18 protein-coding genes are annotated in these 22,722 nt (G+C 44.4%); 9 read left to right on the plus strand and 9 right to left on the minus strand.

The window, feature by feature from the left end; genetic code table 11:
- Position 1 precedes the first annotated feature (1 nt).
- Entirely contained in the window at positions 2-1,711 is a 1,710-nt protein-coding gene (locus F0364_RS08050) for a GH39 family glycosyl hydrolase (protein ID WP_153797257.1), read from the minus strand.
- Positions 1,712-1,815: 104 nt separating this feature from the next.
- Between F0364_RS08050 and F0364_RS08055 the strand changes: the two genes are divergently transcribed.
- Complete coding sequence (locus tag F0364_RS08055) at positions 1,816-3,069, plus strand: putative DNA modification/repair radical SAM protein (RefSeq protein WP_153797258.1); 1,254 nt, start codon at positions 1,816-1,818, stop codon at positions 3,067-3,069.
- A 188-nt stretch (positions 3,070-3,257) separates the two neighbouring features.
- Complete coding sequence (locus tag F0364_RS08060) at positions 3,258-4,025, plus strand: TIGR03915 family putative DNA repair protein (protein WP_153797259.1); 768 nt, start codon at positions 3,258-3,260, stop codon at positions 4,023-4,025.
- A gap of 5 nt (positions 4,026-4,030) precedes the next feature.
- Here F0364_RS08060 and F0364_RS08065 read toward each other — a convergent pair whose 3' ends face one another.
- On the minus strand, positions 4,031-4,522 hold the full coding sequence (locus F0364_RS08065) for a hypothetical protein (protein WP_153797260.1): 492 nt from the start codon (positions 4,520-4,522) through the stop codon (positions 4,031-4,033).
- Between the two features lie 273 nt (positions 4,523-4,795).
- On the opposite strand from F0364_RS08065, the gene F0364_RS08070 reads away from it, so the two are divergent.
- Both F0364_RS08070 and fusA2 read left to right on the plus strand, forming a co-directional pair.
- Positions 4,796-5,173 (plus strand): hypothetical protein, encoded by a 378-nt coding sequence (locus F0364_RS08070; RefSeq protein WP_153797261.1) that lies wholly within the window; start codon positions 4,796-4,798, stop codon positions 5,171-5,173.
- A gap of 484 nt (positions 5,174-5,657) precedes the next feature.
- The gene (gene fusA2, locus F0364_RS08075; RefSeq protein ID WP_153797262.1) at positions 5,658-7,793 is read left to right on the plus strand and encodes an elongation factor G2; all 2,136 of its coding nucleotides are present in this window, start codon (positions 5,658-5,660) and stop codon (positions 7,791-7,793) included.
- A 213-nt stretch (positions 7,794-8,006) separates the two neighbouring features.
- Here fusA2 and F0364_RS08080 read toward each other — a convergent pair whose 3' ends face one another.
- A complete protein-coding gene (locus F0364_RS08080) occupies positions 8,007-9,167 on the minus strand; it encodes an MFS transporter (RefSeq protein WP_153797263.1) in 1,161 nt (386 codons plus the stop codon).
- A gap of 177 nt (positions 9,168-9,344) precedes the next feature.
- Between F0364_RS08080 and F0364_RS08085 the strand changes: the two genes are divergently transcribed.
- The 3 genes from F0364_RS08085 (at position 9,345) to F0364_RS08095 (ending at position 11,112) form a co-directional block, all read left to right on the plus strand.
- Positions 9,345-9,800, plus strand: a complete 456-nt coding sequence (locus F0364_RS08085; RefSeq protein WP_153797264.1) for a DUF1801 domain-containing protein — start codon at positions 9,345-9,347, stop codon at positions 9,798-9,800.
- Between the two features lie 116 nt (positions 9,801-9,916).
- Positions 9,917-10,708, plus strand: coding sequence for a glycine-rich domain-containing protein (locus tag F0364_RS28870; RefSeq protein WP_207632566.1), 792 nt, complete (start codon positions 9,917-9,919; stop codon positions 10,706-10,708).
- Between the two features lie 32 nt (positions 10,709-10,740).
- On the plus strand, positions 10,741-11,112 hold the full coding sequence (locus F0364_RS08095) for a hypothetical protein (RefSeq protein ID WP_153797265.1): 372 nt from the start codon (positions 10,741-10,743) through the stop codon (positions 11,110-11,112).
- Positions 11,113-11,115: 3 nt separating this feature from the next.
- Here F0364_RS08095 and F0364_RS08100 read toward each other — a convergent pair whose 3' ends face one another.
- A complete protein-coding gene (locus tag F0364_RS08100; RefSeq protein WP_207632567.1) occupies positions 11,116-11,814 on the minus strand; it encodes an NlpC/P60 family protein in 699 nt (232 codons plus the stop codon).
- A 512-nt stretch (positions 11,815-12,326) separates the two neighbouring features.
- Here F0364_RS08100 and dnaE point away from each other — a divergent pair.
- Positions 12,327-16,001 (plus strand): DNA polymerase III subunit alpha, encoded by a 3,675-nt coding sequence (gene dnaE / locus F0364_RS08105; protein ID WP_153797267.1) that lies wholly within the window; start codon positions 12,327-12,329, stop codon positions 15,999-16,001.
- Between the two features lie 41 nt (positions 16,002-16,042).
- Here dnaE and F0364_RS08110 read toward each other — a convergent pair whose 3' ends face one another.
- Positions 16,043-17,080 carry a DUF2278 family protein gene (locus tag F0364_RS08110; protein ID WP_153797268.1) on the minus strand — a complete coding sequence of 346 codons (1,038 nt, stop codon included), beginning with the start codon at positions 17,078-17,080 and terminating at the stop codon, positions 16,043-16,045.
- Positions 17,081-17,453: 373 nt separating this feature from the next.
- Between F0364_RS08110 and F0364_RS08115 the strand changes: the two genes are divergently transcribed.
- Entirely contained in the window at positions 17,454-18,533 is a 1,080-nt protein-coding gene (locus tag F0364_RS08115; protein WP_153797269.1) for a Gfo/Idh/MocA family oxidoreductase, read from the plus strand.
- A 43-nt stretch (positions 18,534-18,576) separates the two neighbouring features.
- Here the strand turns inward: F0364_RS08115 and F0364_RS08120 are convergent, their stop codons facing one another.
- The 4 genes from F0364_RS08120 to F0364_RS08135 form a co-directional block, all read right to left on the minus strand.
- The gene (locus tag F0364_RS08120; RefSeq protein ID WP_153797270.1) at positions 18,577-18,774 is read right to left on the minus strand and encodes a hypothetical protein; all 198 of its coding nucleotides are present in this window, start codon (positions 18,772-18,774) and stop codon (positions 18,577-18,579) included.
- A 166-nt stretch (positions 18,775-18,940) separates the two neighbouring features.
- Positions 18,941-21,310 (minus strand): ABC transporter permease, encoded by a 2,370-nt coding sequence (locus tag F0364_RS08125; protein ID WP_153797271.1) that lies wholly within the window; start codon positions 21,308-21,310, stop codon positions 18,941-18,943.
- Between the two features lie 288 nt (positions 21,311-21,598).
- Positions 21,599-21,862, minus strand: a complete 264-nt coding sequence (locus F0364_RS08130; RefSeq protein WP_153797272.1) for a hypothetical protein — start codon at positions 21,860-21,862, stop codon at positions 21,599-21,601.
- Positions 21,863-21,903: 41 nt separating this feature from the next.
- Positions 21,904-22,581 (minus strand): ABC transporter ATP-binding protein, encoded by a 678-nt coding sequence (locus F0364_RS08135; RefSeq protein WP_153797273.1) that lies wholly within the window; start codon positions 22,579-22,581, stop codon positions 21,904-21,906.
- Positions 22,582-22,722: the final 141 nt, after the last annotated feature.

The raw sequence follows: 22,722 nt of genomic DNA on the forward strand, positions 1-22,722 counted from the left end.
TTTATTGATAAACGATTTTTACCAGCGATACACCCTGCCGTGGCAGGTTGAAAGATAACCGCAATTCACCACTCTTAACTTTCCGCTGTTCCACTGGCAGCAATAAAGCAAGCTGGCCGGCTTTTTCAAGCTGCGCATATTGCTCTTTATTAACCTCTTGCGGAGAGCCCATTTTCTTCCATAGCTCATAAGCATTGCTGTGCAGGCTGTCAATACGGTAATGCTGCAGCAATATTCTTTTGGCGGGAATATTTTTTACAGTCAACTGTAATCCCGCAGTGGCCGCCGGCAAATCATCATCGTGGTAATTCCACAACATAACGGAAGCGCTGCTGTCGCCAACGGTAGCAAAAGCATCAATATCGGCTTTGGCACCCCGAACCCCGGCATAAATAAGCGTATCTAACGGCAAGGCGCCGGGGTTAGTTACCTGTATCTTGTTTTCTTCCATCAAAGCAAACATGCGGAAAACATTCAGCACGGGCTTATTTACACCATTGGTTGCCAGGTCTCTGAAACCATGGAACCAGGGCTGGTTTTCAAATTCAAATGACCAGCTTACAGCACCTTCCATATTTACACCGTAGCGTTTGGCCAAATCGTAAATGCGAGTAAAAGACGATGCGGTATAACTGGAATACATGGTGCCGTTGCGGTAAGCATTTTCAGGGTTGGTGGTCATGCCACAGGCAGCGCAGCCCTCGGGGTCGCATTCGCCGATAATAATGGGCAAATGCTTGAACGCGGAAGCAGCCACGGTTTCAAAACCTTTGGCAATGTCTTTCAATTCGCTGGTCATGTTCATACGCACATGGCCATTTACAAGTTTTGGAGATCCCTTTGCGTGAAAGCTGATGTACTCCAGCGGAGACCCTTTTTTACCTGTAGCGTAATTGGTTCCTTCTGCGCAATGCAACAAAAACTTCCTCAAAAATTCGTTGGCCTTATCCCACGATGGCCCTGTTGATGTAGGCCCTCCCACTATTGTACCGGGACAGGCCCTTTTAACTGCGTCCGCAGCATAATCATAGAGCGCCAGGTATTCTTCAAATGTACCTTTCCAGTAACTGATGTTCGGCTCATTCCATACCTCCCAGTACCATGTATTTACTTCCGCTTCTCCGTAACGCTGCACGCAATGCTTTACCCATTCATATACCAAAGCTCCCCACTTTTTATAGTCTTTGGGGGGATATGCCCAACCGGTATATATCTCCTCGTAAGGATGGCCGGGCTGCCAGTAATGCCGGTAGGGTTCGGGGTGTGTGGATAATGCCTGGGGCATAAACCCGATTTCGGCTATGGGCTTCATGCCATTGCTTATATACGTGTCAAAAATAGAATCTACAATACGCCAGTCATACACCGGGTTTCCATTGGCATCCTCTGTATAGGCGTTCGTTGAACCCCATTTTAAAGCGGCTTCTCCATTACCGCTTGTTAGCAGGTTATGCGCCCTTACATATACCGGCCTTTTGCTAAACGCTGCAATCTCTGCCAATAATTTTTTACCATCCTTCATGTATGTATAATTGGGCTCATCATAACCGAAATATGCCCAGATAGGCTTTATTTTTTCCCTGGGCGATAACAGGTTTGCTTCAATGTTAACGATGTTGTCCTGCGCTAAAACATTTACTGCAAATAGTAATAAGACAACAAAAGACGATAGGTTAAGCAACCGGCGTATGTGCATGAGTAGAAATTTCATTAAATGTACATTATACAATTAATATAACCGTGCTACTGTAGAGAAAACTCCACAATTTAAAAACTAATTATATTAGTAATTTAGCACTAAATAAATTATCAGGTATGTGGGAACGTATAACAGAAAAACTGTCTATCCTTGCCGATGCAGCCAAGTATGATGTATCGTGTGCCAGCAGCGGCAGCAACAGGAAAAACAGTAACAAGGGTTTGGGCAACACCGGCAATGGCATTTGCCATGCTTACACAGAAGATGGCCGCTGTGTGTCATTGCTGAAGATACTCCTAACCAACCATTGTATATACGATTGCGCCTATTGTGTAAGCCGCAAAAGCAACGATGTTAAACGGGCCGCGTTTACAGTGCAGGAAGTGGTTGACCTTACTATTAATTTTTATCGCCGCAACTACATAGAAGGTTTGTTTTTGAGTTCTGGTATTTTCAGCAATGCGGATTATACCATGGAGCGCCTGGTGTTAGTGGCAAAAAAGCTAAGAACAGAACACCGCTTTAATGGGTACATCCACCTTAAAACCATACCTGGCGCAAGCAATGACTTATTGGAGCAGGCTGCTTTGTATGCCGACAGGTTGAGTGTTAATGTTGAAATGCCTACAGAACAAAGCCTCAAGCTACTTGCACCCGACAAAAAAAGGCAGGATATGCTTAACCCAATGACCTATCTTAAAAACAGCATACAAGCCCGCCATGAGGAAAGGAAGACCAGCAAAAAAGTACCAGTATATGCCCCTGCTGGTCAAAGCACGCAAATGGTAATTGGCGCCACACCTGAAACTGATCTTCAGATACTGCTGATGTCTCATTTCTTTTATCAAAAAATGCAAATGCGCAGGGTATACTATTCCGGTTATGTACCTGTAAGCAACGATAACAGGTTACCCTCCATAGGTACGCCAGTGCCGTTGCTGCGTGAAAACCGTTTGTACCAGGCAGATTGGTTGTTACGCTTTTATGGTTTTACTGTAAATGAAATTGTGTCTCCCCACCAGCCCCTGCTGGACGCGGATATTGATCCCAAACTTGCGTGGGCCTTACGTAACCTGCACCTATTTCCAGTTGATGTTAACAAAGCAGACCTGTTTCTCCTCAAACGGGTGCCAGGCATAGGCATCCAGTCTGCCAATAAAATTTATGCTGCCCGAAAATATGCATTGCTTAACGAGCAACACCTGGTTAAAATTGGCATCGCTTATAATAAAGCTAAATACTTTATAACGCATGGTGTAAACAATAACAACTACAAAGAATTAACGGCCATGCAAATAAAAGACCGGCTGGTTAACCAGGCAGTATCTAAATATAAGCCCAACTTTTCGCCGCAAATGAAACTGTTTTAAACATCTTCAAGCCAGGTAACTTTTACTCAAAAGTTTTGCCGTTAACGGCAAAATAATGTTTATGGGCCCGGCAGAAGGAACAGGCATTGAGCTTTACTTGCGTCGCACTCTTTTACTGCAACAATTCTATTCAGCATTGCCGTAGCAGATTGCCCCTGGGCAAATCCACCAACTTAAAATAATGCCGCATGCATACATTTATTTACAATGGAAGTTTTGAAGGATGGCTTACCGCTGTTTTTGAAATATATGAATACAATATCAACGAGGAAGTGGTGATTGTAAAAGATGCTATATACCAGCCATCGCTGCTCACACAGGAGCATATCGTAACCCCTGATGATACAAAAGCCAAACGTGTATGGAACGGCCTTAAACAGAAGCTATCACCCAGGGCACTGGAAACATTGTACCATAGTTTTCTCTCAGAAGACAAGGGAATAGAAAATCAAATGTTACAGTATGCCCGGCTGGTGTTTTCCAATAAACTAACCATTGAACACAACTTTAGTAACAGCGCCATCCTAAAAATTACTCAAACGGCCCAAAAAGTACGACGGGAAAGGCACCGGATGACGGCATTTGTAAGGTTCCAGTTAACATCAGATGGTTTGTATTACGCACTGGTTGAGCCTGACTTTAATGTATTGCCGCTTATCATCAAACACTTTAAAGACCGGTATGCGGATCAACGCTGGCTTATTTATGATAACTACCGCAAATACGGCATCTACTACAATTTACAAACCGTAGAAATTGTTGAAATAGCTTTTACGGAAAGCAATGCATCTTCAGGTGCTATTTTGTACGATGAAAAAGAGGCGCTTTACCAGCAACTCTGGCAACAATACTTCAGCAGTGTAAATATTAAGGCCAGGAAGAATACCAAACTGCACATACAACACATGCCCGTACGCTATTGGAAATACCTTACGGAAAAGAGGGATTTTATGTAGCTGTATTACAGAGAAGGCAAAGATTGCCGCTCTTTTTGCCAGGCTGCCAGGTTGCCGTTAATAACAATAGTTTGCCGCTTTTGCAATAAGCCACACAATGCTCCTATTGCTGCCCCTGTAGCTCCGCCCGCTATTAAACCTCCCGCAAAACCCTCGGCAGGTGAATAATCTAATATCTCAAAGGAAGAACCCTTATCCTGGCCTGCGGAAGCAAGGCCAATTATCCCCCCTGAAACACCGCCAATAACTGCGCCAACGGCAACGGCATGTCCTAATGACCTTTTTATTTTGATGACCCCTATGGATGAAACAGCTATCTCGTGCTGCACTTTATCTTTTTCAATAAGCAGGCTTGAATCTGTTGTGGCTATAAGTTTACCTTTTGCAATTCTTTCCCCGGCAATGTTGAAGACGCGGATGTAAATATGTTTTACCTGTGCATGGCTTGCAAGCAAATACAAAAGCACTGTTAAAGTGCAAATAATATTTTTTCGCATAATGATGTTTATGAAGGCTGAAGGAGATAGAACAAATTATATATTATTTAGCTGAAATGCAAGCGGTGCAAACCTTAAGGATGGAAAAAACAGTTTTAAAATTACAGCTTCTTCATTATCAATTTTTTGAGTACAAATGCCTTCCGCAATGCGTTACACCTCCAAAAAACATTTTTTTGTTATATAAATATTTGTTTAGCTTAGTACAAGATTCATTGAACCGACAAAGCTTGCCGGGGGAAACAAATTTCTTCACCACTAAATTTTAATCCCATGGTTCAGACAGACATCTCACAGCTCTCTAAGGAGTGTAATCAATGGAGAGAGCATTTACATTCCTTACGCGATGAATTTAACGAGCTCAAACACCAGTTACAAACCATCGCAACTAAAGCGCTCTCTAAAGACCAACTTACCGACCTAGAACACTTCCAGAACCAGCTTCACATCCAGCTCATCAACATCCACGATTTAAAGCAGGCAGTAAAATCTCACGACCGTACCGTTAACAGGGAAATATCGGACAACAGTGGTAACGTTTCTGAAGACGTTTATGTGGACCATGAGCGCTTGTACGATGATTACGAATACCTGAAACACAGCCTTCAGGAATTACGCACAGATTTTAATAAGTTCAACAGCAGCATTTGAAGCTTTAATAGGTAATGAAAGCAAGTAAATGCTGTTCACTCATTTACCTGCTTTCAAATAATACTGCTGCGTTACTATAGAACATTATCTTATTTATTCTTAAAGTTCACTGGAACACGCTTCATCATTCATCCCCGAACCTGCATAGTGCTACATATAAACAGAACACGGATTTCAAGGACGAGATAAACATCACACAGGATGACAAAACCCATCCTTCATGCTCTTCGGTTATTATTGCCATATCACCCAGCATATATTGTCTAATCCCTGGCATCCGTGTTCCTTTTGTCAGTAAGCGTATACACTGCAGTATATGTAGTTAAGCTTACACTGTACAGGATGCCCAACCGGAGCGTAATTGCTGCATAGCGCGGTGCAGTACAAGAGTGCGACGCAAGGATGCCTAATAGTAATCCCTCCTGCCGGGCTCAAAAATCTACTGACACAATTAATCAACTAAACACATTAAACGCATACAACCATGTCAGAATTTGATACATCACACGTAAAAAGCATTGTCTTGCTGGGCCATGCGGGCTGCGGCAAGACCACATTGGCGGAATGCATGCTCTACGAAGCGGGAATAATAACCCGCAGAGGCAGCATAGCCGAAAAGAATACAACAGGAGATTACCACGAACTTGAACAGGAACGTGGTAATTCTATTTTTAGCAAGCTTATGCACGCCAAATGGCGTGGCTACAAGATTAACATTATTGATACCCCTGGTTACGACGATTTTACCGGGGAAGTAATAAGTGCCTTACGGGTGGCCGATACCGGCGTAATGCTGCTTAACGCTACTGCCGGCGTGGAAGTAACCACAGATATCATCTGGAACTACACGGAGCAGTTTAAAACGCCCATGATATTCGCCGTTAATAAACTGGATGATGACAGCGCCGATTTTGACAGCACGGTGGCAGAAGCGAAAAACCATTTTGGCAGCAAGGTGGTAGTGGTGCAATACCCCCGCCAGCAAGGCGCGGGTTTTCATGAAATAATTGATGTGCTGCGCATGACCATGTATAAGTTTAAAGACAATGGCGGCAAACCCGAGAAACTAGAAATACCCGCCGATGAAAAAGCGAAGGCCGATGCCCTGCATAAGGACCTTGTGGAAGCCGTTGCCGGTAATGATGAAGCCCTTATGGAAAAATATTTTGACCAGGGTGAACTGGATGAAGATGACATAAAAAATGGCATGAAAAAAGCCATGATAAACCATGACATCTTTCCCTTGTTTTGTCTTAGCGCAGAGCGTAACATGGGCAGCGGCCGCCTGATGGGTTTTATTGACAATGTTTGCCCCAGCGCCAATGAAATGCCCCCGCAAAAAACAAAGAGCGGCGCCACGTTGCCCTGCGACGCCAATGGCCCTGCCTGCATTTTTGTATATAAAACAGTAAGCGAGCCCCATGTGGGAGACCTTAGCTTTTTTAAAGTGTACAGCGGCACCGTTAAAAGCGGTATGGACCTTGAAAATGAAACCACCGGCGTTAGCGAAAAGCTAAACCAGTTGTTTTTGGTAGAAGGCAACAAACGCATAAACACCAACGAACTGGTGGCGGGCGATATTGGCGCCACGCTTAAGCTTAAAAACACGCATGTAAACAACACACTGCACATAAAGGGCAGGAATTATGAGTTGGACCCCATAGTTTTTCCATTGCCTAACATGACTGTAGCGATAGAAACGCTGAAGAAGGGTGAAGAAGAAAAACTATCGCAGGCATTGCACCAGTTGCGGGAAGAAGATCCTACCCTGCTGATAGAATTTTCCCCGGAATTAAAGCAAATACTGCTGCACTGCCAGGGAGATATGCACCTGGCTGTGGCACGCTGGAAAATAGAAAACCAATATAAGGTTGAAGTACGCTTTATAAAACCACGCATACCTTACAGGGAAACCATACGCCGCATGGCAGAATCTACTTACAGGCACAAGAAACAAAGCGGCGGCGCCGGCCAGTTTGGAGAAGTGTTTATGCGCATAGAACCCTGGCACGAAGGCATACCTGAACCTGCCGGGCTTAATGTACGCGGCCGCGATACCTACGACCTTGACTGGGGCGGCAAACTGGTATTTTACAACTGCATTGTGGGGGGCGCTATAGATGCACGGTTTCTGCCCTCGATCCTGAAGGGCGTAATGGAAAAAATGCACAACGGACCATTAACCGGCAGCTATGTAAGAGATGTTAGGGTATGTGTGTACGATGGCAAAATGCACCCTGTTGACAGTAATGACATTTCCTTTAAAATAGCAGGCCTGCAGGCATTCCGCCAGGCTTTTCAGCAGGCAGACCCACAGATACTGGAACCTATTTACAACGTAGAAGTTCTTTGTCCGGACGAGCTTACAGGCGCAGTAATGGGCGACCTGCAAACCCGTCGGGCCCTGGTAGAGGGCATTGACAGTGAGGGCAATTTTCAAAAAGTAATTGCCAAAGTACCATTGGCAGAAATGGATGGATATTCATCTTCGCTGCGCTCTTTATCGCAGGGCAGGGCCAAGTTCAAAAGCCGTTTTCATGAGTATGCGCCTGTACCTTACGACCTGCAGCGCAAGCTGATGGAAGACTACAGCCGCAAAGAAGTGGAAGAAGCTGTATAAAACAATAGTAGTTTGCACAAAAAAAGCTGCTCCGCAATGGGGCAGCTTTTTTTATGCAAACTTTTTTTTTGGGGGGGACGAACTGAATTGCTACTATGAGGCTTCCGTTGTGTCACTCACTTGTACGTTTTGTCCGCTACTCAACATTGTGTTGCAGGCTTTTGCTATTCAATACCTTTTATTCAAAGTGTAGTGTTGGCGGTAACCACGCAGTTATTTCTCAATGCGTGTAAACGTAGCCAGCAAAGTGGTGCAAAAGCCCAGCAATGCAATTACCGCAAAAGACCAGCGAAGGTTGGATGCTTCAGCAATAAAACCTATAAGGGGAGGCCCAAATAAAAAGCCGGAATACCCAATGCTAGAAACCGAGGCAATGGCCATACCGGAAGGCATAGTTTTTGAACGCCCTGCAGTACCGTACACTAGCGGCACAACAGACGAAACACCGATACCCACAAGCAAAAAACCTGAAATAGTTGTGATTACATAAGGGAAAAATACAGCCAGCAAAAACCCGGCTGCAATGACCAATCCACTCATTTGAATCATTGTTTTCTTACCAAGTTTCTCCGATAACCAATCTCCTGTAAACCGCCCCGCAGCCATTGTACTCATAAAGGCCGTCAAGCCAAGGGGAACAAGTTCTGGAGACGCCTGAACCGCTTTCTTTAAATAAACCCCGCTCCATTCAAACATAGTTCCTTCGCAAATCATGCAACAAAAAGCTATAAGACCAAGCTTTAGCAAGAAACTATCCGGCATCACGAAAAGTGGTTGTTTTTTTGCGTGCTTTGCATCCGAAAAAAGAAGATACTTACATGTTACTATTACCGTCAGAATTTCAGCGGAACTAACAATGCAAAAGTGAGCAAAAGGTGATATATCCGAAGATACCATTAATGTACCGATAGATCCACCGCTAAAACCAGCCAGGCTCCAAAGCCCATGAAAAGAAGCCATGATACTGCGGCCGTAAATAGTTTCAATACCTACCGCCTGTGTATTAACGGATATATTAAACAGGTTTCCAAAAAAACCGAAGAAAAAAAGCGTCAGCGATAGTTGCCAAACTTCTGCAACCAGCCCAAGAAAGGGCAACGTGCAGGCGTACAGCAAAGCAGCGAGAATAACTATTTTCCGGCTGCCAAACTTTGAAACCAGCACGCCGGAAAAAGGCAGGCTAACCATTAAGCCAACCGGCAGCGAAAGTAAAACTGTTCCCAACCCACCTTCGCTTAATTGCAGCTTTTGCTGGATATTGGGTATCCTGGATGCCCAGGACGCAAAACAAAAACCTGCCAGGAAAAAGAAAACACTAACCGCTACACGGGTTGCCCTTCTTGAAATATTTACAGCTAACGCAGCCTGCACCATAGTTTGTGATTATAGTTGCTTGATTGAATATGAGGCTCACAACCGCAGGTATTGTGTGGAATACGGTGCAAATATCTGTAAAAGTGGTGAAAGGCGTAGCGAAGATAAAATCGCCTTCATACACTGCTTTCAATGCAGCATAGTGCGTACATTTATCTTAATCAAATCCACAGCCTCATGACATCAACCGCTACCACCGTGCAGGAATACCTTGATGCTTTGCCGGAAGACAGGAAAAAACCTGTTGAAGAACTCAGAAAAGCCATCCTGGAGAACCTGCCCAAAGGTTTTAAAGAAGAGATGAATTATGGCATGCTGGGTTATGTGGTACCGCATTCCTTATATCCTGCAGGTTACCATTGCGATGCTAAACAGCCACTGCCTTTTATGAACATAGCCTCTCAAAAAAACTTTATAGCGGTTTACCACATGGGTATTTATGCAGATGAAAATTTACTAAAGTGGTTTACAGAAGAATACAGCAAACAAAGCAAAACCAAACTGGACATGGGCAAAAGCTGCATTCGTTTCAAAAAATTTGACACCCTGCCCTACCAGCTTATTGGCCAACTGGCATCCAAATTAACCCCGGCAGAATGGATTGCCCTTTATGAAAAAAGTTTCAGGCGCTGATACCGCAAACTCAAAAACCTTTACACCCATATTATCTTTAGGTTAACCCGCCCGGCACATTACAGGCTATTGTAGCTTTACTAAACATTTTTTTAGAACCCTTATACCTGTAATGTATGAAAACAAATGAACAAACCCTATGGGCAAAAATCCACAACTTCGCCCTTGACGCACCTGGCGCATCCTTTACATTTACTGACCGCCTTGCCAGGCAAAACGGCTGGACAAAAACTTACACCCAACGCGCTATTGAAGAGTACAAAAAATTTATTTTTCTCTGCTGCATTACGCCAACCGGTGTAACACCGTCTGACCCTGTTGACCAGGCCTGGCACCTGCACCTTACCTACACCAAAAGTTACTGGGTTGACCTGTGCAGGAACACCCTGGAAAAAGAAATTCATCACAACCCAACCAAAGGGGGAAAAGCCGAAGCTCAAAAGTTTGATGGCTATTACACCGGTGTACATACTTTGTACAAGGAAACATTCGGCTATCCGCCGCCAGCCGATATCTGGCACAACAACAAAGAGCGTTTCAGCAACATTAACTTTCAGCGTGTAAACCTTTCGCGGTACTGGCTTATAAAAAAGCCTGTAATTACCTTAAGGGATGTTATGCTGCCGGCAGCTCTCGCATTAATTGTTATGCTGTTTATACAGGCAGCGGGCGCAGAAGTGCTGGTGGTTGCCGTCGCTATCATCATTGTAGCACTAATCATTAAGTTTGCAGTAGAACCATTTGTTGAAAAGGAACGCAAGAACCGTAGTGATGGTGGTAGCTGCAGTGCCCATACCTACAGCAGTTGTTCTGGTGGTGATGGATGCCACAGTCACGGAGATGGCCACAGCGGGTGTTCAGGCTGCTCGTCCAGTGGTTGCAGCGGTTGTGGCGGCGGAGGTGATTAAAACATCAACGTTCCTCATTTAAAAGAAAAGTTATGGAAGATCTTCTTGTACCGAAGTATTCAGAAAAAGAATTAACAGGGCTAAATCTACTGGAATCACATCAATACTGGCAAACTAAAAGAATTCTTTTTAACCTGCTGGTCGGCATTAATGGAGTAATTGCAATTAGCCTTCACTGGAATAAGGTAACATTCTTCGACTTTTTTGGTATAATCCTTTGGGGAATAGTTGCCAATATTTTTTTCTCAACGGGCTATGCGTTGGAATCTTTTGTAATTGTAACCAGCAATAATGACAAAAATCTAAAATCGGTAAGAGAATTTCTTTTCTGGGCAGGTTGCTTGAGTTACATATTTGTGGGCTATGTTACAACAGGATCTTATTACAGTCTTGACACCTTTTAGAAATTATTGTTTCCCCACCCTTCCCGCACCCCTGTACCGCGGTTTCCAGTAGGTATCATTTAAGTCACTAACACTAACGCCGGTACTGGTAGCTGCATGAACAAATTTGTTGTTAAACAGGTAAATGCCCACATGGGTAATATCGCCGCCGGTGGTATGAAAAAAAACCAGGTCGCCTTCTTCCAGGTCTTCCAACTCTATCCTTGTTGATTGGTCGTATTGTTCCTGTGCCGTGCGGGGTATATCGGTGCTGTACACATCACGCAGCATAATTTGTGTAAAGGCAGAGCAATCAATGCACCTGTCTGTTACGCCGCCCATACAATAACGGGTGCCCCACCATTTATCTATGTTTTGCAGCAAAGAAAGGTTGGTTAGTTTTTCTACCGTAGCATCCAGTACAATCGCGTATTTCAGTTGAAGCCAGTCAGCCTTTTCAATATCAAAATTTGTTAACGCCACATCAGGCTTTACATGGGTAACTTTCGCTTTCTTTTCTATCCTTTTAGGCTCTGCTGTGGAGGGATATTTAACGCCACCGGGTGTTACATTGATATCGCCCAAAAACCGGGGGTCTTTACTCTTCTTAGCGGTGGAAGTATTGCTGCCGGAGCTGGCACTTTTAAAGCTTTTGCACGAGGTAAGCAATGCGGCAAAAGAAATACTGTATATAATGCTCTTCCAGTTCATCAACCTGCGCAAGATGCGGTTTGAATCATTACGATGCAAGATTTTTTTATAAACGCATGTGCATAACCGCATATTGTGGATAAATTAAGACCACTGATGCCGGTGATTTAAATGATTGTGTTGATTTTTGCCGTTGGTTTGATCAATGTGGAAGGGTGTGGTTTTAATTGTGCGAAATTACAGGGGGATGCCCATTGCTGAATAGAGAACAAGGCGTACAAGTGAGTGACACAACAGGCGGCGATAGTAGTAATAAAGTTGGTCCCATAAAAACATAAGGGCGGACTTTTTTTAATACCAGCGATGGTATTTCATGGTCCCGAAATTTCGGGATTGCATCGCAAACCGACGTAGGAGGTTCGCCAGCGCCAAAGTAAAACAACAACGTTGGCTGGCAATCCTTTCATCGTCCGGTTAATATGGCAACTATTGGTTTACAGTATATCAGCCAGTAGCTTGCGCACATCGTAAACGTTAAACATGGAACATTGAACAAATTATCCTGTAACCGGTAACTTAAAGAAATGAATTTTTCACACATACACGTACATACGCAATACTCGTTGCTGGACGGTGCCGCTGCCATTGACAGCTTGTACAAAAAAGCCGCTAAAAACAATATGCCGGCCCTGGCCATTACCGACCATGGCAATATGTTTGGCGCTTTTGAATTTGTAAGCCAGGCATGGAAGAACACCAAAGTAATTGGCAAAGATGAAAAGGGTAAGGACATTACCACGCCGGTTATAAAACCGATTGTTGGCTGCGAGTTTTATGTAGTGGAAGACAGGCACCGCAAAACATTCAGCAAAGAGGTAAAAGACGAGCGTTACCACCAGGTATTGCTGGCAAAAAACAAACAAGGCTACCAAAATTTGGTGAAGCTTACATCGCTGGGTTTTATTGAAGGGTATTACAGTAAGTACCCCCGTATAGATAAAAGCCTGATTGAAAAATACCATGAAGGGCTGATTGCCACTACCTGCTGCATTGGGGCTTATGTGCCGCAAACTATTTTGCATGATGGTGAAGAAGCAGCGGAAAAAGAATTTAAGTGGTGGCTGGATATGTTTGGCGAGGATTATTTTATTGAGCTGCAGCGCCACAATATTAAAGAGCAGGAGCTTATTAATAATACGCTCATCAAGTTCTCTAAAAAATATAACGTACCGGTAATAGCTACCAATGACAGCCATTATACAGACCGCGAAGATTACAATGCGCATGATATATTGCTTTGCATTAACACCGGCGAAAAACAAAGTACGCCAGGCTTTGATGACTTTGTAAACGACGAACTACAGGTAAAGAACAGGCGCTTTAAATTTCCAAACGACCAGTTTTATTTTAAAACGCAGGAAGAGATGGCCAGGCTCTTCAGTGATATTCCGGAAAGCATTGACAACACGAATATGATTGTTGACCGTGTGGAAGTGCTGAACCTGAAGAAAGATATTTTACTACCGGCCTTCCCTATACCCAAAGAATTTCAAAGCGGGGATGACAGTAACATTAACCAGTGGAACTACCTGCACTACCTTACTTACGAGGGCGCCAAACAACGCTACAGCGAGATAACGGAAGAAATAAGGGAACGCCTGGACTTTGAGTTGTTCACCATTAAAACAATGGGCTTTGCCGGTTATTTTTTAATTGTTAGCGACTTTATTAAAGCAGGCCGTGACCTGGGTGTTTTTGTAGGTCCGGGCCGTGGTTCCGCAGCCGGCAGCGTTGTGGCGTATTGCATAGGCATAACGAATATTGACCCGATAAAATACAACCTGCTGTTTGAAAGATTTTTAAATCCTGACCGTAAATCAATGCCGGATATAGATACCGACTTTGACGATGAAGGAAGGCAAAAAGTGATTGATTATGTGGTGAACAAATACGGCAAGAACCAGGTAGCGCAGATTATTACGTACGGCACCATGGCGGCCAAGATGAGTATTAAAGATGTGGCCCGTGTAATGGACCTGCCGTTGGCGGAAAGTAACATCCTGGCCAAGATGGTGCCCGACAGGCCGGGCACGGATTTAGGCCGTGTGCTAACCGCCCCATTTACTGCAAAAGAAGCAAAGGATGGACAAAAATCCCTGGAAGAAAAAGAAGGTTATGGTGGCGAAGAATTAGAAAACATTAAACGCCTGCGGGAGATATACGCAGGCACTGATATACGCGGCCAGGTGTTACGCGAAGCCGAACGCCTGGAGGGCTCTGTGCGTAACACGGGCATACATGCGGCAGGCATCATCATTGCGCCGAAAGATTTAACCGAGCTGATACCGGTTGCCACGGCCAAAGACTCAGACCTGTGGGTTACCCAGATTGAAGGCAGCGTGATTGAAGAAGCCGGCGTTATAAAAATGGACTTCCTGGGGTTAAAGACCCTCTCCATTATTAAAACAGCATTAGAGCTGATAAAACAGAACCACGGCGTTGATATTGTAATAGACGACATTCCGCTGGATGATGAAGCCACTTACCAGCTTTACCAGAAGGGTGAAACCAATGGTACGTTCCAGTTTGAAAGTCCCGGTATGCAAAAATACCTGAGGGAGTTAAAGCCGGATAAATTCGCTGACCTTATTGCGATGAACGCCCTGTACCGGCCCGGCCCGATGGCGTATATTCCGCAATACGTAGCACGCAAACATGGCCGCGAAGAAGTGGTGTATGATATTGCCGACATGCAGGAATACCTGGAAGAAACCTATGGTATTACGGTGTACCAGGAACAGGTGATGCTGCTTTCTCAAAAGATTGCCGGTTTTAGTAAAGGCGACGCAGACGTGTTGCGTAAAGCGATGGGCAAAAAGCAAAAGAGCGTACTGGATAAAATGAAGGCGCAGTTTGTAGATGGCGCTGTAAAGAAGGGGCACAACAAAGATGTTCTTGAAAAGGTTTGGACAGATTGGGAAGCATTTGCCCAATACGCGTTCAACAAATCGCACTCAACCTGCTATGCTTTTGTAGCTTATCAAACAGCTTACTTAAAAGCCCACTACCCCGCCGAATATATGTCGGCGGTGCTAAACCATGCCGGCGCTATCGAAAAGCTTACCTTCTTTATGGAAGAGTGCAAGCGTATGGGAATGAAGGTACTGGGGCCGGATATCAATGAATCGCTAAAAGGCTTTGCACCCAACAAGAAACGGGAAATACGTTTTGGCCTTGGCGGCTTAAAAGGCGTGGGCGAAGCAGCCATAGAAAGCATTTTGGAAGAGCGCAACAAAAACGGCGCTTATAAAGATATTTTTGATTTTATTACCCGTATTAACCAACGCACGGTTAACAAAAAATCAATTGAAAGCCTGGTGTATTCCGGCGCTTTTGACTGTTTTTCTGCCATGCACCGTGCACAGTATTTCTTTACTCCGCCGGGCGATACAATGAATGGCATTGAACGCATCATTCGCTTTGGTAACGTGGTACAAACCAACAAAACACAAAGCAGCAACAGCTTGTTTGGCGACAGTGTAATGCCCGAAATTGCGGCGCCCAAAATTATGCCCTGCGAAGAGTGGACGCTAACGGAAAGGCTGGACTATGAAAAAGAAGTTACCGGCCTGTTTATGAGTGGCCACCCGCTCGATCATTTTAAGTTTGAACTGAAGTACTACGGCATTATGCCCCTGGCCGACTTCAACGAAATAAAAGAAGCACCCCAGTTGCAAAACCCCAATCGTATCTACCGCATTGCCGGCCTGGTAACGGATGCACAGCACCGTGTAACCAAAACGGGCCGCAACTTTGGCAGCCTGGTAATTGAAGATTTCAGCGGCAAAACAGAAATGATGCTGTGGAGCGATGATTACATGCGGTTTAAAGATTACCTTGATAAAGGCAAAAACGTTGTGGTTAACGGCTATTTTAAACAGCGCTTCAACAACGACCAATACGAGTTTAAACCCAGTACCATCAGCCTGCTGGAAACATTGAAACAATCCCTGACTGCCAAGCTGGAATTCAACTTAAACGCAGCCTCCCTTACCGGCGATTTTGTTTCTTTTGTTACGGAAAATGTAAAGAATCATCCCGGTAAAGCAACAGTCCGATTTAACGTTGTTGAGCCAAAAGAAAATCTCAAGATCAGTTTATACTCTTATGAACGCGGCTTTACCATGAATGATGAGATGGCCAATTTTCTGCTGGAAAACCCGGATGTGGAAGTAACCGTTGGGTTGGCGGACAGGTAAGGTGTCATACCGTCCGCCGCATTACTTTTGTTCACATGCATTCATTTCCTGAATACGGTAATAAAGCCCTGCTTTTTAGCGTCTTGCTTTGTGTAAGAAACACCGTCTATCTTTAGGCCATCCCTGTCAAGCAGGGTTATTATACCACCATCATTGGAAAGCTGGGCCGCACGGCCAGACAATTGAATTTTTGTTACTTCCGCAGCTCTGAGAATGGTATCGCTGATTACTTCTTTCTTCTTCATTTTATCCGCAATTGCCCATCCCTCAAGATCAATATCCTTGTCGGTAGCATTCAGCAAATACACAAACTCATCACCTACATCATTAGCTTTAGGGTTTACCAACGCGGCAAAAATTCTTACTGCGTTTTCCTCTTCCGGCAGCACTGGCACATCAATTGGGGTACCGCCATCTTCATCATCGTCATCCACAGTATGCACCACTTGCGACTGAAACTTTAAAAACATAGCTACCCACCGGTCTTCATCCGGGTAATGAATAAACAATCCGCCATCCTGGTAAATGCCATTGTCGCCGGCATGACTGCCGCTATTACCCTGGTTCATGTGTATATCATGTATGCCATTACCTGGCAAAAAATCAAAATACTTGTCTCTTGCATTATTTTCCGGCCCCCACCTGTCGCCAAAAGCATACACCAGCGATCCGGGCGTATCCAATGCGTGTTGTATGTGTGCATCAAAAATGTCATTCAGGTCATTATTGGGGCCGCCCAGCAAAGTGGGCACTATGCGCATATCGTTTATATCAAACAGGTTGCCCCTTATGTAATCAAGGGCCGCGGTGTTAGGCTGTTTGGGTAGTCTGGAAAAACCCGGCTCAAGTTGTTTTACATGTTGCAAAATGGGGTGCGCATAATTGCTGCTCATGTAAAACTGCAGGTCCGATGGCTGCTGGTTCGACTTTACATTTACCGCAATCCTGAATTTTGTGCCATTGGCATCAATCAGTACCTGGTAATGCGGCTTGCTCCCCGGATTTTTTTGCATGGCTGTTGGGCTGTCCATTTTATCCATAACAGTACCCACCAATACGCCGTAATTAGGTAGTGGCATACAATAAGTTTTTCTTTAAACAACAATATCTTAATAACATTTCAACAGGAGCTGCAGGCTGACAAATAAGAAGAATTCAACTCAAGTGTAACAGGTGCTATAATATTAATATTAGTTTTTCTATAATGCAAGAGGCAACACGGGAATTTATTTTTTGATAACATTTCACAGTGCTATCAGCATCTGCCGGCATGCTAAAACAAGGTAGATACCAGCAATGGTTCTTCGTGGCATCGTCCCTTGCGTCGCAATCCGTTCATCGGTTGGATTATAATGGCGGCATTTAAGCGTAGAATATTATCGCATGCACCCGCAAAGCGGGTGCATGCGATAAATCCATACCTTCACCCCCTAACCTTAATTCACAAATTACATGAGCAAAAAACTAAAGGCCGGTCTTATAGGTTATGGCATATCAGCCAAAATTTTTCATGCCCCGTTTTTAAAGGTTTCCCCTCACTACGAAGTAGCAGCCGTGCTGGAGCGAAAAAAGAAAGACTCCCTGGAATTGTTTCCGGATACAAAAATTGTGAGAACACTGGAGGAACTGCTGGCCATAGAAGAGCTGGAGGTTATTATCATAACCACCCCTAATGAAACGCACTTTCCTTACGCCATGCAGATATTGCAAGCAGGCAAACACGTAGTGGTTGAAAAACCTTTTACCATAAAAAGTGAAGAAGCTTTGCAACTGGTGGAAGCTGCAAAGAAAGCCGGGAAAATATTAAGTGTTTACCAGAACCGCAGGTACGATTCTGAAGTGGTTACCATTAAAGAAATTTTGAATAAAGGCCTGTTGGGCAAAGTGTACGAATTTGAAGCCCACTACGACCGTTACCGCCTGGAAGCCAAGGCCAATGCCTGGCGGGAAGAACCTATTGCCGGCAGCGGCATCTTTTACGACCTGGGCGCCCACCTTATTGACCAGGCCCTGTATTTTTTTGGCCTGCCGCAAAATGTTACCGCAGACATACGCATGATACGGCCGCATGCCCGTGTGGATGATTATTTTGATGTTCGTTTTGATTATGGCTATATGCGGGTATTGCTAAAGGGCAGTATGCTGGTACGTGAAAAAGGGCCGCATTACATGATACATGGCGATAAAGGCTCCTTCATTAAATACGGAGAAGATCCACAGGAAGTGCTGTTAAAAGCCGGTGAATTGCCGCAAGGCAAAAACTGGGGTAAAGAACCCGAAGAAACATACGGCCTGTTGCACACAGAGATAGACGGCAAAATTATTAAAGAGAAATACCCATCGCTTGCGGGCAACTATGGCAACTACCATGAGAACCTTTACCAAACCATTCGCAATGGCGCCCCCCTGCGGGAAAAGCCGGAGCATGGTTATAATACAGTAAGGCTTATTGAACTTGCTTTTGAAAGCCACCACAAAAAGGCAACCGTAAGCTGTGAGGGCTTGCTGAACGTAGGCTATCCTGCAGACTAAAGAAATACAGGTTTTATCTAAAAAGCAAAACGTATTGCAAATGTTATACGTTTTGCTTTTTTACTTTTCGTACAAAAGCTTCTGTCACACCTGCAAATCCAGCTATTTCGGCAATGGTAAACCTATCTGCAGAAAGTAAGTTTTTAACAACGGTTGTTTTGGCTTCTTCAAGTCCTTGTTCAAGCCCTTTGGCTAAACCCTTCTTCTCCGCACGGTCCAATAAAAATTCTTCAATTACCATAGTAATTTTATTATTGTTTATTCCTGACACAACTCTATCAAAATTAATATTACTCGTATAAAAAGAAAAACGATACGCAGAATTTATGGATAACCTCTCCGCTAATTTATCTTACTACCTTTAACCCAATGTTCCTGACTGTATAACAACCTCGTTACCGGGTTACTTACTCGCTGCGCAGGCTTTTAACGGGATTGGCAAGCGCTGCTTTTATAGCCTGGAAGCTGATGGTTACCAACGCTATGGCCAGTGTAATAAAGCCTGCCAGGGCAAATACCCACCAGCTAATAGCCGTGCGGTAAGGATAACTTTCCAGCATTTTGCTTAGGGCCCACCAGGCAACGGGAAAAGCTATAACAATGGAGATACCCACCAGCTTAAGAAAGTCTTTGGACAGCATGCTTACTATACCGGGTACACTGGCCCCCAGCACTTTGCGTACACCTATTTCTTTTATTCTTGTTTCCGCGGTGTAAGTAACCAGGCCAAACAAACCAAGGCAGGAGATGAGAATGGTAATGATGGCAAAGCAGTTAAAGAGTTTGCCTACCCTTATGTCTGAGCGGTAGTTGGTATCAAAAGCATCATCCAGAAACTGGTATTCCAGGGGGTAATCGGGGTTGTATTGCTTCCATATTTTTTCAACGGCGGCCACAGCTTTAGATGCATCTTTAGCAGTTGTTTTAACATACATACGCCAGCGCCAGGGGCTAAAATAAATGATAGCAGGCTCTATTTGCCTGTGCAGGTTTTGAAAATGAAAATCTTTTACCACGCCTGCAATTACCCCTTTTTTATCGTGAAAGGTAAACCGCTTTCCTACCGGGTCTTTGATGCTCATCACCTTAATTGCGGTTTCATTCAGCAAATAGTTGGTGCTGTCGGCGGGTGTGCCGCTAAAACCCTTGCCCTGCACTATCTGCAAATTCATTACATCAAGAAAATTACGCTCAGCGGAAATCTGGTTGATAACAAAGGTTTGCTGTGCCGCTGTTTTGCCATCCCAGTCAGCATCGCCGGTACTGCTCCATGCATTCATAATATCTGCGCCGGAAGCTGTTACCGCTACTACGCCCGGCTGCTTTAATAGTTCTGCTTTAGCTGCATCGTAGTGTTCTGTTATGTTGCGCATGCCAAAGTAAAGCAGGTTTTCTTTGTTATAGCCAAGGTTCTTTTGCCTTATATATTTTAACTGGTTGCCAATGATGATGGTGCCAACGATAAGCATGATGGAAAAACTAAACTGTACTACCACCAGCACTTTACGGAAAGCTACTTTGCTGCCAAGCCCGCTAAGCTTGCCTTTCATAGCTTCCAGCGGCTTAAAGGATGACAGGCTAAGCGCCGGGTATATGCCGGCCAGCAGCATGGTTGCCAGCAGCGTTATGCCATACACCAACAATACATTGCCCTGCAGGGGGTTGAAGACAATGCGCTTGCCCGCTATTTCATTGTACAGCGGCATAACCAGGTATATAAGCGCCGTAGCCACCAGCATGGCAATAAGAAATATCATTAACGCTTCGTGCAGAAACTGCCAGAACAACCCTCCTTTATTGGCGCCGATAATTTTTCGCAGGCTTATTTCTTTGGCACGCTTAATAGCCCTGGCGGTAACCAGGTTAACATAGTTAATGCAGGCAATAAGCAATATAATAGCGGCGACAATAATAAACACCTTTACTATAGTGATGCCATCATCCTTTCCCTCCGGCGTATAGAGATGCACTTTGCTTAGGGGCAAAGGAATATAAGTGAGGTTTTTAGTAAATTCGCCATCCTGGTTGCGGCGGTGTATATTGGCTAACTTTTGCCCGACTTTTTTGCTATCTGCACCCGGCGCCAACAACAGGAAAGTACTGTAGTTGTAGTTGCCCCAATCTTCATCAAGCGACTTCCAGTAGTCATTACCAGTGTAGTCCCGTTTAAGAACCGTGAAATCGAAAATAATGTCGTACCGTATGCTGGAATTAAACGGCATATCTTTCATTACACCGGTAACGTGATATGCATTCTTGTCATCTGCATTTAAGATTTTGCCGATAGGGTCTTCTTCTCCAAAAAATTTCTTAGCGGTGGTTTCAGAAAGTATAACAGAACGGTCATCTGTAAAAGGTTGCCGGGCATTACCTTTTACCAGCGGAAAATTAAACATGGTAAAGAAAGTGGCATCGGCCAAACCACAGCGGTTATTGAAATACTTTTTGCCTTTGTATTCCAGCAGCGATATACTCCAGTTATCCGTAACGCGGCATGTATTGGCTACTTCAGGCAGTTCCTTCCTGGCAAAGGTGGCTACCGGGGCTGGCGTGCCGCTCCAAACATTATCTTTTCCTTCCTGCTTAAAAGAGGCCGCCAGGCGGTAAATGTTGTTACTGTTGCTATGAAACCTGTCAAAACTCAACTCATCCTGCACCCATAGCAGCAGCAATATGCAGGCGGCCAGGCTAACCGCCAGGCCAATGATGTTAATGGCTGAATAGGTTTTATTTTTTAGCAGGTTGCGCCAGGTAAAGCGTAAGTTGGTTTTAAACATTGCTGTAGGTTAAAATTGGTTACTGTATGCAAAAGACAATGTAATGGTCAATCTTGGGTATTATAGAATACAAGTAAAATTGCCGGCATTGCCGGGTGGAGTATTATCGGTAGTTACCATGCAAAATTTCTGTAGCCTGCGGCTACAGAAATTAATCTACCCTGCGGGAAAAGCTGCGCAGCGAACAAGGCGTACAAGTGAGTGACACAACCAAAGCCTCATGCCTGTTCTTCTGCCCGGCCCATAAACTGTAAAACAATTAAGCATGCCTTGGGCATGCTTAATTGTTTATTGCATAAAATGTATTAATCTTAAAGACCGCGGCTTGGATGACCAGCCTTCCTCTACATCAGAACTGCCGTTGGCAACCATGCCTGCCGTACGTAATGTATCAGATTTATTTACTGTGCTTTTTTTGCCGCTGTGGGCATTAACAACATACAGCGCCAGCACTACCGCAATTACCGCAAGTGCGCATACAATATTTACAAAAGCGCTTTTTTTAACTGAAGCTTCTTCGGTGGCGGCGGGGGTATGTTGTACAGGTTTCATACAATATGTTTTATTGTTTCTGCCTTTTGGCAGAAGCGCTGTTATACAAGGATATTTTCTGTAACAGTCTGCCCATCCAGCATGCGTATAATACGGTGGCTGTAACGTGCATCATGTTCGCTGTGGGTAACCATTACGATGGTGGTACCCTGTTCGTTCAATTCGGTCATCAGTTCCATTACTTCGTTACCGTTGTGGCTGTCCAGGTTACCGGTGGGCTCATCCGCCAGTATTAGTTTGGGCTTGTTTACCACGGCACGGGCAACGGCAACACGCTGTTGCTGGCCACCGGATAGCTGTTGCGGGTAGTGGTTGCGTCGGTGCATAATCTGTACTTTATCCAGTACTTCCTCCACACGCTTTTTTCTATCGGCGCTTTTTACACCGGTGTAAATCAGGGGCAGCTCTACGTTTTCAAAAACTGTTAATTCATCAATCAGGTTAAAGCTCTGGAACACGAAGCCAATGTTGTGTTTGCGCAGGTCGGCACGTTTGCGTTCGTTAAAGTTGGCTACTTCAATTTTGTTGAAGATAAAGCTGCCAGCATCGGGGTCGTCCAGCAGACCAAGAATGTTCAGCAGGGTTGATTTGCCACAGCCGGAAGGCCCCATGATAGCCACAAATTCGCCTTCCTTTACTTCTATGGAGAGTTTATTAAGGGCTACCGTTTCTACTTCTTCGGTGCGGTAAACTTTTTCGAGGTCTGTAATTTTTATCATGATTGTGAATTTGAGATTATTATACGTTTTGGTTGATGATTAGTTACACTTTTATTAACACTTTTGACTCCCTCACTTCCTGACTATTGACTCTTTGACTTCTTGACTTTCTGACTTCTTGACTTTTTGACTCTTTGACTT

It is taken from the genome of Foetidibacter luteolus (genome assembly GCF_009650435.1).
GTDB lineage: Bacteria > Bacteroidota > Bacteroidia > Chitinophagales > Chitinophagaceae > Foetidibacter > Foetidibacter luteolus.